The organism is Stenotrophomonas sp. GL_101, from assembly GCF_057835675.1.
In genome coordinates this window covers 1,609,450-1,624,707 of sequence record NZ_CM174432.1, presented here as the reverse complement: position 1 = coordinate 1,624,707, position 15,258 = coordinate 1,609,450, and the positions used below count along the sequence as shown (strand labels likewise).

At 66.2% G+C, this 15,258-nt stretch carries 12 protein-coding genes and 2 tRNA genes; 2 read left to right on the top strand and 12 right to left on the bottom strand.

Annotated elements, in window-relative coordinates:
- Positions 1 to 55: 55 nt before the first annotated feature.
- Genes kdsB through AC3IR9_RS07210 form a run of 6 tightly spaced genes read right to left on the bottom strand, consistent with a single transcriptional unit; the run spans position 56 to position 7,074 of the window.
- Complete coding sequence (gene kdsB, locus AC3IR9_RS07235; protein ID WP_489295021.1) at positions 56 to 829, bottom strand: 3-deoxy-manno-octulosonate cytidylyltransferase; 774 nt, start codon at positions 827 to 829, stop codon at positions 56 to 58.
- Positions 830 to 872: 43 nt separating this feature from the next.
- The gene (gene lpxK / locus AC3IR9_RS07230; RefSeq protein ID WP_489295019.1) at positions 873 to 1,895 is read right to left on the bottom strand and encodes a tetraacyldisaccharide 4'-kinase; all 1,023 of its coding nucleotides are present in this window, start codon (positions 1,893 to 1,895) and stop codon (positions 873 to 875) included.
- Positions 1,895 to 3,643 carry a lipid A export permease/ATP-binding protein MsbA gene (gene msbA / locus AC3IR9_RS07225; RefSeq protein WP_489295017.1) on the bottom strand — a complete coding sequence of 583 codons (1,749 nt, stop codon included), beginning with the start codon at positions 3,641 to 3,643 and terminating at the stop codon, positions 1,895 to 1,897. The genes lpxK and msbA overlap by 1 nt, the downstream gene beginning before the upstream one ends.
- On the bottom strand, positions 3,640 to 4,062 hold the full coding sequence (locus AC3IR9_RS07220) for an ExbD/TolR family protein (RefSeq protein WP_489295015.1): 423 nt from the start codon (positions 4,060 to 4,062) through the stop codon (positions 3,640 to 3,642). Before AC3IR9_RS07220 ends, msbA begins: the two co-directional genes overlap by 4 nt.
- A 3-nt stretch (positions 4,063 to 4,065) precedes the next feature.
- The gene (locus AC3IR9_RS07215; RefSeq protein ID WP_489295013.1) at positions 4,066 to 4,740 is read right to left on the bottom strand and encodes a MotA/TolQ/ExbB proton channel family protein; all 675 of its coding nucleotides are present in this window, start codon (positions 4,738 to 4,740) and stop codon (positions 4,066 to 4,068) included.
- Between the two features lie 3 nt (positions 4,741 to 4,743).
- On the bottom strand, positions 4,744 to 7,074 hold the full coding sequence (locus AC3IR9_RS07210) for a DNA internalization-related competence protein ComEC/Rec2 (protein WP_489295011.1): 2,331 nt from the start codon (positions 7,072 to 7,074) through the stop codon (positions 4,744 to 4,746).
- Positions 7,075 to 7,186: 112 nt separating this feature from the next.
- Here AC3IR9_RS07210 and AC3IR9_RS07205 point away from each other — a divergent pair, with 112 nt between their 5' ends.
- Positions 7,187 to 7,369, top strand: a complete 183-nt coding sequence (locus tag AC3IR9_RS07205; RefSeq protein WP_489295010.1) for a hypothetical protein — start codon at positions 7,187 to 7,189, stop codon at positions 7,367 to 7,369.
- Here AC3IR9_RS07205 and AC3IR9_RS07200 read toward each other — a convergent pair.
- Both AC3IR9_RS07200 and uvrB read right to left on the bottom strand, forming a co-directional pair.
- Positions 7,340 to 7,414 (bottom strand) — tRNA-Val (locus AC3IR9_RS07200). The two genes, AC3IR9_RS07205 and AC3IR9_RS07200, sit on opposite strands and share 30 nt — an antisense overlap.
- A 108-nt stretch (positions 7,415 to 7,522) precedes the next feature.
- Positions 7,523 to 9,547: an excinuclease ABC subunit UvrB gene (gene uvrB / locus AC3IR9_RS07195; protein ID WP_489295009.1), complete on the bottom strand. Its 2,025-nt coding sequence runs from the start codon at positions 9,545 to 9,547 to the stop codon at positions 7,523 to 7,525.
- A 167-nt stretch (positions 9,548 to 9,714) separates the two neighbouring features.
- Here uvrB and AC3IR9_RS07190 point away from each other — a divergent pair, with 167 nt between their 5' ends.
- Complete coding sequence (locus AC3IR9_RS07190) at positions 9,715 to 10,257, top strand: GspH/FimT family pseudopilin (protein ID WP_489295008.1); 543 nt, start codon at positions 9,715 to 9,717, stop codon at positions 10,255 to 10,257.
- 73 nt (positions 10,258 to 10,330) lie between these two features.
- On the opposite strand, the gene AC3IR9_RS07185 is transcribed toward AC3IR9_RS07190, so the two are convergent.
- From AC3IR9_RS07185 to AC3IR9_RS07170, 4 genes are all read right to left on the bottom strand, one after another.
- Positions 10,331 to 10,407: transfer RNA gene (locus AC3IR9_RS07185), tRNA-Asn, on the bottom strand.
- 72 nt (positions 10,408 to 10,479) lie between these two features.
- The gene (locus AC3IR9_RS07180; protein WP_489295007.1) at positions 10,480 to 10,902 is read right to left on the bottom strand and encodes a type IV pilin protein; all 423 of its coding nucleotides are present in this window, start codon (positions 10,900 to 10,902) and stop codon (positions 10,480 to 10,482) included.
- Between the two features lie 18 nt (positions 10,903 to 10,920).
- Positions 10,921 to 14,724, bottom strand: coding sequence for a pilus assembly protein (locus tag AC3IR9_RS07175; RefSeq protein ID WP_489295006.1), 3,804 nt, complete (start codon positions 14,722 to 14,724; stop codon positions 10,921 to 10,923).
- Between the two features lie 11 nt (positions 14,725 to 14,735).
- Positions 14,736 to 15,257: a pilus assembly PilX family protein gene (locus AC3IR9_RS07170; protein WP_489295005.1), complete on the bottom strand. Its 522-nt coding sequence runs from the start codon at positions 15,255 to 15,257 to the stop codon at positions 14,736 to 14,738.
- Position 15,258: the final 1 nt, after the last annotated feature.

Sequence of the window (15,258 nt, the reverse complement as noted above, 5' to 3'; positions counted from 1 at the left end):
GTCGGCGTCATGCAACCGTCGTGCCGGTGCACGCTGGCGCCGGCTTCCCGTCGGCTCAGGAATGGGCGGCCAGCCAGGCCTCGGCGCGCGCAAGATCGTCGGGGGTATCGATGCCGGGCGGGAACTCGGCCGGGGTCAGTGCCACGCTGATCCGATGGCCGGCTTCGAGCGCCCGCAGCTGTTCCAGCGATTCCAGCTGCTCCAGCGCACCGGCCGGCAGCGCCGCGAACTGGCGCAGGAAGCCGGCGCGGTAGCCGTAGATGCCGATGTGGCGCAGCCAATGCGGGCCGGACAGGGTGTCGCGCGAGCGCGCGAAGGCATCGCGGTGCCACGGGATCGGCGCACGACTGAAGTACAGCGCGTCCAGATTCTGCTTGCGCACCACCTTGACCACGTTCGGATCGAACAGGGTGTCGGCGTCTTCGACCGGGGTTGCCAGGGTGGACATGTCCGCCCCGCTGCAGACCAGCGCCTCGGCCACGGCGCGGATGCCTTCGGCCGGGGCGAAGGGTTCGTCGCCCTGCAGGTTGACCACGACCGTATCGTCGCTCCAGCCGGCCTGGGTGGCGCACTCGGCCAGGCGATCGGTGCCGGAGGCGTGCGCGGCCGAGGTCATCGCCACCCGTACCGTCGACAGCCCCTGCAGGGCATCGGCGATGCGGGCGTCGTCGGTGGCCACCCACACTTCGCGCGCACCGGCCAGCAGCGCGCGTTGGGCCACGCGCAGCACCAGCGGCTCACCGCCCAGCGGGCGCAACGGCTTGCCGGGCAGGCGCGAGGCGGCGTAACGGGCCGGGATGGCGACAACGAAATCGATGGCTTGGCTCATGCGGGGACTCTCTGCAATGACGGGTAGTACGGGAAGGCGGTGGTCAACGCTTGCCGAGCTTGTCGACCCGGTCCAGCAGGTTCACCCAGAACGCGGCGGGCAGGTCGGCCGACAATGGCACGGCGAAATGCCACTCGTTGGCGAACACCTTGCACTTCACCGCGTCCTTCTCGGTCATCAATACCGGCAGCTCGCTGCCGAAGCGCAGGTCGGCCACCTGGTAGGCGTGGTGGTCCGGGAAGGCGTGCGGCACCACGCCGATGCCGTGCGCACGCAGCATGTCGAAGAAGCGCTGTGGATGCGCGATGCCTGCCACGGCATGCACGCGCTGCCCACGGAAATGCGCCAACGCGCGTGCCCGGCCGCCGCTCAGTGGCTGCGCACTGTCGATGTGCAGCTGCATCGGCCATTCGCCGAAACCGCAGGCCGGCTGCGCGCCCACGCCATCGCTGGCCTGGCCCATGTTGACCACGCGGAAATCGCAGTCCTGCGCGCGGCTGGCCGGCTCGCGCAGCGGACCGGCCGGGATCATCCGGCCATTGCCATAACGGCGCTGGGCGTCGACCACTTCAATTTCAATGTCGCGCGCCAGCCGGTAATGCTGCAGCCCGTCATCGCAGACGATGATGTCGCAACCGGCCGCCGCCAGCGCCTTGCCCGCGGCCACCCGATCGGCATCCACGCGCACCGGCACGCCGGTCTTCCAGGCAATCAGCACTGGCTCGTCGCCACCCAGGGCGGTGGACGTGGTGGTATCGACCCAGCGCGCCACCTTCGGTTCTTCACGGCCATAACCGCGGCTGGCCACGCCGGGCTTCCAACCGGCCTCACGCAGGCGGTTGACCAGCGCGATGGTCAGCGGCGTCTTGCCGGTGCCCCCCGCCGTGACGTTGCCGACCACGATCACCGGCACCGGCAATGCGTGCCGCTTCAGCCAGCGCCGCCGGTACAGCAGGCGGCGCAACGCGATGGCACCGGCGTACAACGGCGCCAGCAGGCGCGCCGGCAACGGGATCGGGCTGCCGTCATACCAGTACGACGGCGTGCGGGTACCTTTGGCCGCCATCAAGCCTGCCTTTCGCGGAACTGCATCTTGTGCAGGTGCTCATACAGACCACCCAGCGCCAGCAGTTCCCCATGCGTACCGCGCTCGACGATGCGGCCGTGGTCCATCACCAGCACCTGGTCGGCATGTTCGATGGTGGACAGGCGGTGGGCGATCACCAGCGTGGTGCGTTCGGGCATCAACCGTTGCAGCGCATCCTGCACCAGGCGCTCCGATTCGTTGTCCAGTGCGGCGGTGGCCTCATCCAGGATCAGGATCGGCGCATCGCGCAGGATCGCGCGCGCGATCGCCAGGCGCTGGCGCTGGCCACCGGACAGCAGCGCCCCGTTCTCACCGACCGGGGTCTGCAGCTGCTGCGGCATGCGTTCGATGAACTCCCACGCATTGGCCGCTTCGGCCGCCGCGCGGATCTGTTCGTCGGTGGCGTCCATGCCATAGGCGATGTTGGCGCCGACGGTGTCGTCGAACAGCATCACCTTCTGCCCGACCATCGCCACCTGGCGGCGTAGGTCGGCCAGCGGATAATCATCCAGCGGCATGCCATCCAGGGTGATGCGCCCCCCACTGGGTTCGTAGAAGCGCGGCACCAGCCGGATCAGGCTGGTCTTGCCACTGCCCGAACGGCCGACGATCGCCGTCACCGTGCCGGGTTTGGCGACGAAACTGACGTCGTCCAGGGCAACGCCGGTGTCTTCACGGTAGCGCAGCATGACGTGCTCGAACGCCAGTTCGCCGCGCGCACGCTCGATCTTCGCCACGCCCTTGTCGCGCTCCACCGGCATGTCGAGGATCCCGAACAGCCGTTCGGCCGCGGCCACGCCACGGGCGATCGAGGACTGCACGCTGGTCAGGCGGCGCAGCGAGGGAATGATCGCGGTCATCGAGATCATCAGGCCCATGAACTGGCCCGCGTTGAGGCGCCCGGCAAGGGCTTCGCGGGTAGACACCCAGACGATCACGGCCAAGGCCAGCGCCGCCAGGAACTGGACCATGCTGGACGCCGCCGCGCGGGTGGTTTCCACCTTCATGTTCAGGCCCAGCATGCGGTTGGCCAGCCGCGCGTAACGACCGATCTCCTGCTGCTGGGTGCCATGGACCTTCACTTCCTGCTGCGCGGCCAGCGACTGCTCGGCAGTGGCGGCCATGGTGCCCATGCCATCCTGGATGCCGCGGCTGATGCGCCGGTAGCGCTTGCCCACGTAGGACACGATGAGGCCGATCATCGGCACCACCACCAGCATCGCCACGGTCACCTTGACGCTCATCTGCAGCATCACCGCGAGCATGCCGATGATGGTGAGCGTATCGGCCACCAGGGTCTTGAGCGCATCGGCGCTGGCCTGGGTCACCTGCTCGGTGTCGTAGTTGAGCCGGCTGACCATCACCGGGGTCGATTCGGTGTCGAAATGCGACGACGGCAGGTGCAGGTACTTCTCCAGCACCTGCTGGCGCAGGTCGCGCACCACGCTGCGGCCGGTCCGGGCCAGCGTGTAGTCGCTGACGAAGGTCGCTGCGCTGCGCGCGATGAACAGCCCCAGGATGGTCAGCGGCAGGATCACCGCCATGCGCGGCTCGGGGTTGACGAAGCCCCGGTTGACCAGCGGTTCCATCAACTTGGTGAAGTGATAGCCGGCCACGGCCTCGACCACCATGCCGATCACCGCGGCGATCATGAAGGTCCAGTAGGCCTGGGTATAGCCAAGCAGGCGCTTGTAGATCGGCCAGATGGGGGCGTGGGGTTTATTCATGGACGCACCTCCGGCGCGGTAGCGATGGCGATGCGGCGGAAGCCGAGCTGGCCCAGGGCATCCTGGGCAGTGACGACCGCCTGGTATGGGGTGCGTGCATCGGCACGCAACAGCACGGTCTGTTCACGGTCGCTGCCGGCGACGGCGGCGATGGTCTGCTTGACCGACTCGACATCGGTGCGCAGCACTTCCTGGTCATTGATGAAATAGCGGCCTTCGGCGTTGACCAGCACGCTCAACGAGCGCGGTGGTTCGGCGGAGTCCTGCTGGCTGGCGGTCGGCAGCTGCAGCTGCAGCGTCGAGCGCGCATCGAAGGTGGTGGTGATCACGAAGAAGATGATCAGCACCAGGATCACGTCGATCAGGGGGACCAGATCGATATGCGGCTCGTCCTGGACCCGGTCATTGCGAATACGCATCCGTCAGCCCTTGGCCGTGACGGGCGCGGCGGACGCAGCCGCTGCGGAGGCGCGGGCAGCGGGGTTCATCACCCCGGGGCGACCGTCGAGCGCATCCAGCAGCGCGCCGGCTTCCTGCTCCATCTCGATCACATAGCCGCTGATGCGGCCCTTGAAATAACGGTGGAACATCAGCGCCGGGATCGCCACGATCATGCCGGTGGCGGTGCATACCAGCGCTTTGCCGATACCACCGGCCAACTGGTTCACATCGCCCACGCCGTGGTCGAGGATGCCCAGGAACATCTGGATCATGCCCACCACGGTGCCCAGCAGGCCCAGCAGCGGACCGGCCGAGGCGATCGTACCGAGCGCATTGAGGAAGCGCTCCATGCGGTGCACCAGGTGCCGCCCGGCATCTTCGATGCGCTCGCGGATCTGGTCGCGCGGACGATTGCGCGCTTCCAGCGCCACGGCCAGCAATGCACCCAGCGGCGAGTTGGCCCGCAGCGACTGGATGTGGCTCGGGTCCAGCTTGCCGCGCGCGGCCCAGTTGCGCACTTCCTGGCCCAGCCCGGGCGGCAGGACTTCGTTACGCCGCAAGGTCCAGAAACGCTCCAGGACTATCGCCAAAGCCAGTACGCCCAACAGCAGCAGCGGCACCATCGGCCAGCCACCGGCCTTGACCAGTTCCCACACGTTTCAACCCTCCGGCCCATTGGCCGCCTGTTTCACCGCCGATAGAATAGCAGCCGACCGCGCCCGCTCTGCGGCATCCCACCAACGCGGCTGAAAAACCCGCTGTTCACGCACCTGCAGACCTTCACGTCCGAGCCAGATGCGCACCGCGCCGCTGTCGGCGGTGTTCAGCAGTTCGGCCCCTACCGCCTGCCAACGTTCCACCACCGGCGGGCGCGGATGACCAAACCGGTTGCCATGCCCGGCCGACACCACCGCCAGCCGGGGCGACACCGCCTGCACCCAGGCCGCGCTCGACGAGCCGGCGCTGCCGTGATGGGGCACGACCACCGCCTCGGCGCGCAGCGCGGCAGCCTCCTGCGCCAACAGCACCGCCTCCACCCCGGCGCCGATATCGCCGGCCAGCAGGATCGCGCCATGCGCGGTGCCGATCCGCAGCACGCAACTGCTCTCGTTGCCGACATAGCGCTGGCCGGGCGCTGGATGCAGGTAACGGAACTCGACGGCGTCCCACACCCAGGCGGTGCCGGACGCACATGGCTGCATGACCCCGGCCACCGCGCCCACCGGCGCCTGCAGCGGCGGATCGGCGAAGGCACGACGCACGGCCTGCGCACCGCCGGCATGGTCGCGGTCGGCATGACTGAGCACGAAGCGGTCCAGGCGCCCCTCGCCCAGCGCACGCAGCGTTGGCACCACGATCCGCTCCCCTGCATCGAAGCCGCCGTCGGCCGCGGGCCCGGCGTCGTAGAGCATCCGGTGATGGCCGGTACGCACCCACACCGCCAGACCCTGCCCCACATCCATCACCAGCAGTTCGACCTCGCCCGGCCCTGGCCGCTGCTGCGCCGGCCACAGCAACGGCAGGCACAGCAGCAGTGCCGGCAGCCGGGCCCCGCCAGCGCGCGGCAACAGCAACCAGAACACGCCCAGCAATGCCGCCAGCAATGCCCAGCGGTCGGCCTGCGGCAGCCACCACAGGGCAAGCGCACTGCGCGCGGCATGGCCAAACAGCCACCAGCTCGCCTCGAAGCACCGCGCCGCCAGCTGCCACGGCCAGTGTCCGGCGCCGGCCCACACCGCCTCCAGCCCGGTGCCGAGCAGCGCCAGCGGCACCACCACCAGGCTCCACCAGGGGATCGCCAGCAGGTTGACCAGCGGCCCGGCCCGCGAGGCCTGGCCGAACAACGCCACGGTCAGCGGCAGCAATGCCAGCGTGGCCACGCCCTGCGCCCCCAGGAAGGTACGCAGCCAGTGCGGGTCGCGGCCAGGCAGGCACCACACCAGCCACAGCACCCCGGCAAAGCTGAGCCAGAACCCCGGCGCCAGCACCGCCAGCGGATCGACCAGCAACACTACCAATGCCGCCAAGCTCAGCGCCTGCCCCACCGTGGCCGGGCGGCGCGCGCAGCGGGCAGTGGCCACCACCGCGATCATCAGCACCGTGCGCACCGTGGGCAACGCGAACCCGGCCACCGCCGCATACACCGCCGCGCCGAGTACGGCGGCCATCGCCACCGCCAGCGGCCGTGGCAGCCCCCGTCCGAGTGGCGGCCACAACCGCCAGGCCAGCGCAGCCAGCCAGGCGGCGAAGCCGGCGACCAGCCCCACGTGGAAGCCGGAAATGGCCACCAGATGGGTCAGGCCGAGCGCGCGCAGGTCATCCCAATCCGATTGGGTGAGGCCTCGGGTGTCCCCGAGTGCCAACGCCTGTACGAAACGCATGCCCTGCCCCTGTACCTGCGTGGCGATCGCCGTGGCCATGCGCTCGCGCCAGGCCGGCAGGCCGATGGGCGGGCCCAATGGCCGGGCCGAAGCGGGCTCGCGCACATAGCCACTGCCCGCCAGCCGCTGCAGCAGCGCATGCCGTTCGGCGTCGAATCCCCCGGGATTGAGCAGCCCGCGCGGCGGGCGCAGGCGGACGCTCAGTTGCCAACGGGCGCCGGCCTGCAATTGCCGGCGCGGCGGTGCTTGGTCGCTGTTGCGCAGGTCATGCCAGCTCAGCGCGAACTCACGGCCACGCACCTCCCGTGGCAACGCAGCCACGTCGTCGACACGGAAGCGGAAGCGCGTGCTGCGCGGCCCGTGCTCGGGCAGGTTGACCACCCTGCCCTGCACGGCATAGTCGACAGGCAGCGCGTGCGCCGGCAGTTGCGACGCCAACGCCATATGTCCCTGCAACCCAGCCCAACCCAGCCCCCACAGCGCCGTGCCCAGGCAACGCCCCTGCGATGGCCAGGCCCAGCACGCAAGGCCGACGAACATTGCCAGCAACACCGCCCAGCGCGGCAGCAGTACCGGCGCGAACACGGTGAGGCAAATACCAGCGACCATGCCGACGGCGCAGGCCTTGCCGAACAGGGGAAGTGCATTGAGACGGCCCGCTGTGGCGAGGCCACGCCTGCGCAACATGTGATCGGCCCGGGCTAAAGCACCATGATCGGTATTGCCGCACATCCTTCCCATCGGTCAGCGCGCCGAGCTGATGTGGGGGATTGCCGACGCATTCGTCATCGATGTGATGCGATGCGCAGAAAGCAAAAAAGCCGACCTGATGGCCGGCTTTCCTGTTGTTCCACCGCAGTCTCCGGGACTGGAGTGGTGGGCGGTACAGGGTTCGAACCTGTGACCCCTACCATGTCAAGGTAGTGCTCTACCGCTGAGCTAACCGCCCGTTTCTTACTCTCTGAACCGCTGCGAATGCGTCGGTGCAGGCCGCGTATATTACGGACGTCCCCAGGCAAGCGCAATACTTTTGTGAAGATAATTCACAACGCGTCGTTCAGCCCAGGCTGGCCTCCTTCAGCAGCCGGATCTGGTCACGGACATTGGCCGCATCCTCGAACTCCAGGTCACGCGCGTGCTGGTACATCTTCTGCTCCAGCGCCTGCAGGCGCTTGGCGATCTGGGCCGGCGCCAGGGTCCGGTAGTCCACCGCTTCCTCGGCCACCCGCCCGCCCCGGCCCTTGCCCTTGCCGCGCGATTCCTTGTCGGCCGCCTCCGAGCGTGCGCCTTCCAGCACATCGGTGATCGGGCGCAGCACCGACCTGGGCGTGATGCCGTGCAGTTGGTTGTACTCCACCTGCTTGGCGCGGCGGCGGTCGGTCTCGTCGATCGCCGCCTGCATCGAGCGGGTCATGCGATCGGCATACAGGATCGCCTTGCCGCGCAGGTTGCGTGCGGCACGGCCGATGGTCTGGATCAGCGAGCCGGTGGAGCGCAGGAAACCCTCCTTGTCGGCATCGAGAATGGCCACCAGCGACACCTCGGGCATGTCCAGGCCCTCGCGCAGCAGGTTGATGCCCACCAGTACATCGAACTTGCCCAGGCGCAGGTCGCGGATGATCTCCACGCGCTCGACCGTTTCAATGTCCGAATGCAGGTAGCGCACGCGGATGCCGTGTTCGGTCAGGTACTCGGTCAGGTTCTCGGCCATGCGCTTGGTCAGCGTGGTGACCAGGACGCGGTCGCCGAGCTTGATGCGTTCGTTGACCTCGCTCATCAAGTCGTCCACCTGCGTGCCGACCGGGCGGATCTCCACCACCGGATCGATCAGGCCGGTCGGGCGCACCACCAGTTCGGTGATTTCATCGGCCGCTTCGCGCAGCTCATACGGGCCCGGCGTGGCCGACACGTAGATGCTGCGGGGGCAGCGCGCCTCCCATTCCTCGAACCGCAGCGGCCGATTGTCCAGCGCAGAGGGCAGGCGGAACCCGAACTCGACCAGCGTTTCCTTGCGCGAGCGGTCCCCTTTGAACATCGCGCCGATCTGCGGGATGGTCACGTGCGACTCGTCGATCACCAGCAGCGCGTCGGCGGGCAGGTAGTCGAACAGGGTCGGTGGCGGCTCGCCCGGTGCCTTGCCGGTGAGATGCCGCGAGTAGTTCTCGATGCCGTTGCAGAAGCCGACCTCGGCCATCATCTCCAGGTCGAACTGGGTACGCTGCGCCAGGCGCTGCGCTTCCACCAGCTTGTTCTGTTCGTACAGTTGTTCCAGGCGCGGCTTGAGCTCGGCCTTGATGGTTTCCACCGCCGCCAGCACGCGCTCGCGGGTGGTGGCGTAATGGGTCTTGGGATAGAGCGTGTAGCGCATCAGCTTGCGCAGGCTCTCACCGGTGAGCGGGTCGAACATGCTGATCTGCTCCACTTCACCGTCGAACAGTTCGATGCGTACCGCCTCGCTGTCGGACTCGGCGGGGAACACATCGATCACTTCACCGCGCACGCGGAACGTACCGCGCTGCAGCTCGTACTCGTTGCGCGTGAACTGCAGCGAGGTCAGGTGGTTGATCAGGTCGCGCTGGTCGATGCGCTCGCCGGTGGACAGGATCAGGCGCAGCGACAGGTAGTCTTCCGGCGCGCCCAGGCCGTAGATCGCCGACACCGTGGCCACCACGATCGCATCCGGGCGCGACAGCAGGGTCTTGGTTGCCGCCAGGCGCATCTGCTCGATGTGCTCGTTGATCGAACTGTCCTTCTCGATGAAGGTGTCCGATGACGCCACGTAGGCTTCGGGCTGGTAGTAGTCGTAATAGCTGACGAAATACTCGACCGCATTGTTGGGGAAGAACGACTTGAACTCGCCGTACAACTGTGCGGCCAGAGTCTTGTTCGGCGCCATGATCAGCGTCGGCTTCTGCACGTTCTGGATGACGTTGGCGATGGTGTAGGTCTTGCCCGAGCCGGTCACGCCCAACAGGGTCTGCTTGGCGATACCGGCCTCGAAGTTGGCCGTCAGCTTCTCGATCGCCGCAGGCTGGTCGCCGGCCGGCGAATACGGGGAGACAAGTTCGAAGCGATCGCTCATGGTGCCGCCAAATCCCGGGCCCTCCAGTATACCGAGGGCAAGGGTGACGGCTGGCTGAGGGGCTGGACGATGCCCAAGCAGGCAACCCACCTATTCCCCCGGCATGAACCACCGCGCAGGCTGGGTTTCCCAGCCCTCCCCTGTGCGGTGGCACGATGCTCTTCCCCATGCAGCTGCGCCTGTCCCGTCGGGGCTATCGCGGCCTGTCCCTGTTGCAGCTGATGGTGACGCTGTTGGTTCTGGCGGTTTGCGTGGCGGTCGCGCTACCCGGGTTCAGCGGGCTGATGGACCGCCAGCGCGCAGCTGGCGCCCGCCACCTGCTGAGCAGTCATTTCGCCTCGGCGCGAATGACCGCGATCCAGCGCAATGCCACGGTTGCGCTCTGTCCGAGCAGCGATGGCCGCCACTGCACGCCCGGGGTGGACTGGAGCGACGGCTGGATGTCATACCTGGCGCAGAATGACAGCGCACAGGCTCCCGCCAAGGGCGACATTCTCCGCTTTCAGCAATGGAGTGCCCGCCGGGGATGGCGCATCCAGGCCACCGAAGGCCGGGTCCGGCTGCGTTACCTTGGCAACGGCCGCGCCTACGGCAGCAACCAGACCCTGCGGATCTGCCGTGGCAACCACCTGCATGGCAAGGTGATCGTCAACAACAGCGGACGAATACGCTCGGAGCGCTTGGACGAGCCGGGCAAGTGCGCCGACTGAAGACGGAAACCGGCTTGAGCTGAAGTACATTCGCCCATGAAAAAACCGCGATTTCTCGCGGCTTCTTCAAATATGGCGCCCGAAGTTGGACTCGAACCAACGACCCCCTGATTAACAGTCAAGTGCTCTAACCGGCTGAGCTATTCGGGCGGGGAGGCGCATTGTAAAGGGGGTTTTGCCGGAGGGCAACACCTTGCTGCACCCATGCAAGCCAACCAAACCTTACCAGCAGTCCGCCAGTTCACCGGTACTGTTGGTCTTGCGGTTGGCCTGGTCCACGCTCAACGTGCCGCACTTGTCCTTGGCCTGCTCGCCCTGCGGCGCCGCATTGATCGTGAAGCTGGAACCATCGCCGTCAAATTCGAGCTGATAGCGCGTTGTCCCACCCTCGCGCGGCGATATTTCAGACGGCAAGGTGAAATTGGCATAGGTGTTGTTGACCGAGTGGTAGCGCTCGGCCCGCTGTGCGTACTCCACCATGTCCGCCTTCACCACGGCACGCCGCGTCTTGAGCATGTACTGCTGGTAGGACGGATAGGCAATGGCCGCCAGGATCGCGATGACGATGACCACGATCATCAGTTCGATCAAGGTGAAGCCTGCGGCATTGGCCTTGCCCCGAAGGGCGCTGCTGTTGTTCATCATGTCCAAGGTTCCGGAGCGTTACTGGATCTGGCGCCAGGATTGGCGACCGCAGGGGTACGGGATATACAGCGGCTGGGCGCCGGCAACATTGACCACCATCCAGCAGGCGCGATCACCAGGGCCACCGCCGCCTGTCAGGCGCGGAACCACCGCTACGCCAACATCCTTCACCGGCGCCGTCCCGCCCGTATTGAGACTGGTCGCAGCAACGCCGGTGCCGTAGGGGTCTCCCCCGGGCGAGCCGACGCGCGCCTGCTCCATTGCGGCCCCACCACTGACCGGGCTCAAGCCGAACAGCCAGTTGGAGCCCTCGGTGGAGCAGCCTTCGCCACCGGAATTGGGCAGGTAGGTGGGCATGAAGACCACGCCAGCAGCAACCGAAGGGTTGCCGACGAAACGCTCGCCACTGCCGGGCAGGACCACGTTCCAACCGCTTGCCACACCCGAGAAATCGGCCGCTTCGATCGACCGCACTCCGTCCGTCGTGGTCACGGTGTAGGTGACCAGGTCTGCCGGGACCAGCGTCGCGGCCGGCTGGCGCTCACTGACATCATTGACGCCATACAACGACTGCGAAGCCACATCGAGCGGGTCGCTGTTGAAGGAGAAGCTGCCGGTGCCGAACAGCAGCATGACGCCGCCGGCGGGCCCGGTCACCGTGGTCATGCCGCCGGTGATCGGCTGGCGGAACACCTGTGCGGAGTTGGGGGCGGTCTGGCGGGCCGTGGTGAACACCGGAACAGAAACCGTATCGGCGGCATCTTCCAGGTTGAATTTCCACAGGGCACCGCGCTGATCGGCGGCATACACGGTATCAGCCAGCCCATCACGGCCATTGATCGACTCCTCACCGACCGGCGGATTGGCGGCCGGCTTCGGGCGGAAACGATCGATCACCACGATGTTACCCAGGCCATTGCTACCTGATGGCGCGGTGGCCTCGGCTTCCGTGGCGGTGATCATGCGGGTGCTGCCATCACTCATATCCACGACGAACAGAACCGCCTTGCCATCAGCACTGCCGTAACCGTTACCGAAAATCGCCTTCCATGCCACGCCATTGCCCGACTTCACCGGCACGATCACCGGCTTGCCCAATACGTGGCCGATGTTGGCACGCACCGGTGCACCAAGCTGCGTATTGACGTCACTGATTTCCCACAGGCGGCTACCCGTGCCGAAACTGGACGGGGTGGTCACATCGAGCCCGAATACAGCACGTCCGCCAGCACCCGCAGTGCCCACCAGCGCGGTCGCCCAGCTGCTGCCCAACTGCACGTCGGCCACGGCAAGGGGGCCATCGACGTAATAGCGATGGCGGAACTTCTGGTCGGTCTTGTCCGACGCCTTGTAGGGATACAGCAGGTTGCCCATGTGGCCCAGCGCCGTACCGGGAACATACGCAAATGTTTCGGTACCGCCTGCGCTGTCAGCGGTACCTGCGCCATCCATGCCACCATCAAAGGCATGCAGCATGCCGTCATTCGCGCCGACGTAGACCATGTAACGGCCCCGGTCTGCCTTGGTCTTCAGATAGTCCGCGTACGAGGAGGCAAACGCGGCGCTGATGCGCTGGTAACCATAGTCATCGGTCGGCGAGCTGATCAACGGGCTGGAGTTCACGATATCGCCCAGCACTGTGGTGCGGGTACGGTAAATGCCATTGGTGTTGCGCACTTCGCGAGACGTATTGCCGCGCAGGTACGCCATGGCCGTTGCGATATCGCCCCCCAACGCCTCAATCTGAGCCGCACTGCACAGCACCATGTCGTTGTAAAGAGAATTTGGCTTGCCGCACAGATCAGCAAAGGTGATGTTGGTGCTGTTGAAACTAACCGCACCCGTACCCTTGGTCGCCACGATGTTTCGGTTCGTCTGCGCGCCGAGCTTGGCCGCCGCCTCCCACACGGTAACGTACTCGGCCTCACGGTCATCATTGACCTGAAGACGCGAGGCAGTGAGGCGACTGAACCAGTCGGTCTCTTCGTTGGCAATCTCGAAGGTCGGGGTGACCGACAACGAACCGGTGCCGATACGTGCGCCGGTCAGCGCCAGGCTGCCTGACGGTGCAGCGCCTGCGGTCACCGAGGACAGCACGCGGCGCATCGCGGCGGTGATGTCAGCCGGGGTCCGCGCGTTGATGTACTCGCCACGGGTATTGGTGGCGGCATGCCAGATATCGTCGACGGTGCTGGGGTTGTCGTTCTGGCGGGACGGCCAGTTGTTGTAGATGGCCGGGGTGGTGTACGGATTCTGGCTGCGGTTGGGGTCGTACAGATTGCCGCGCGCGCCCAGGGTGATGCCGTAGAAGTTGATGTGCAGGTCTTTGTTGCAGTCCAGCGACGGATCACCGCCAACACCACACGCCTGGGGGATCGGCACCTGGCCGCGCGGCATCAGTGCGTCGGTGCGCAGCGGGCTGAGGTAATACTGCGACACGATGTCGGCCATCGTGTCGCTATTGCCATCGGTGAACGGCGCCCCCATCGCGCCATCGATGTTGCCGACGTCCGGACCACCGCCGTTGCTGTAGCCATCGGTGAACAGCATCACCGCATTCTTCTGGCACGACAGCTTGATGGGTGCGTTGGCATCAGTGCGCTGGAACTGCATGCCCGCCGAGTTCACCGCCTGCCGGTTGGGCGTACCACCACTGGCGGTCAGGGCGATCATCGACTTGTACAGCGCAACCTTCTCCGCAGGCGTGGCCATATTGCGGATCGCCAGCCGTTTGTTCGTCTCGGTGGCGCTGTTGTAGTCGCCGTGATCGTTGATGCGGAAGTACCCGACGTTCATGTTGTTGACGTCGAGGGCGCGGGTCATGCCTGCGATGATGGCGCGGTTGCGGTTACCGTAATACGAATACCAGTTGGCAAAGTTCTGCATCGCCGCCGTGTCCGTGCTGGCAATGGTGTACTTCCACATATGGCAACCGCTGCCACAGGCGTTATCGATCTTCGTCCTGGCAACGTTGGCGTAAGCGCCGGTGGTGCCCGTAAGCTGCGGACGCGCATCGCCCGTGCCGCTCCAGGGCATGAAGAACGTGGAGGGCGTGTATTGAATGCTCGCGTACCCAGTGCTGTTATACGTTGCACCGTTACGATTGGTAACCACGCCACCAAAACTGAAACCGGTGAAGTTGCCGTTGCGGTCATAGTTGGCTGTCGCCGTTCGATAGGGCGTGCCTGCGGGAATGGTCATTCCGTTCTGCATGCGCGACACGTCGCCATCACCGGTACCCAGGTAGGCCGCCCCGAGCACGACCACGTCGTTCCTGCGCGGATCGATCTTGGTGCTGGTCGGCGATGCGGCCGGGTACGGCGACACACTCTCCACGCCGTTGGAGGTGAATACCCCCAGCCAGGGCTCGTACTGCACCGTGGGGTCGTAGAAGGTGGGGTTGTAGGTGGCAGAACGCGCGAACCCGTACAGATCCAGCTGCGGCAGGCCCACGTAGCCCACGCCGATGCGCGGCCCCGGCAACACGTAGAAGTAGCTGCATTCGCCCAAATTGGCCGTGTTGTTATTGTTTCTGATCGTCGCCGGCGTATTGAGCGCACCCGCCGCGGTGAAGAAGCTCTGCCGTGACGAGCTCCAGCAGCCAGTGCCATCCTGCCCGGGGAACTGGGTCTGGAACGTCATCGAGCCGGAATCATCCACGGCCATGATGAAGGAAGGGGTGGCCGACACCTTCACATTCAGCGGCGCCTGGGCCAGGCTGCCCTGCCCCTGCGCGGCGAACAGCGAGTACGCCAACCAGCCGGCCGCTGCCACCAGCAGCAGGCCCGAGCCAGTGAAAACCTTGGTCTTTCGGGTGAGCATGACGGGGGTCCTCAGAGCTTGAATACAGTATCGATGGCAGCCGATGAGGTGCCTTCGTTGTTGTTGGCGTCGTCGCGGTCGGACGCGTACGCGGTGATCTGGTAGACGCGGGTGGGCTCTTCGCTTTCCGGTGCGCCCATGTCCAGCGCCGCCTCCCCCTGGATGCAACCTTCGATGCGGCGCACGTTGACTGCCGGCGCATCGGCCAGGGCCTGTTCGCCGACCCAGCGGGTGGGGTCGTAGCCATCGTCGCAGATGCGCTTGATGTCATCGGCGCTCAGCGCCCCGCCATCGCCGGTTTTGTTGTCAATTGCCTCGATCGAACGTTCGGTGTCGCGCACCGCCTGCTCAGTGGCCTGGAACGCGACGTTCACGGCCCGGTAATTGGAGGACATGCGCTCCTGCATGCTTGCCACCTGCATGCCGACGATGCCCAGCAGCGAGAGCAGAATCAGCAGCATGAGCGCGATGTACAGCACCGCACCCCGTTGCCGTGCGGGTACCTTGAACTGACGGCGGGCGGAAAGGGTCATG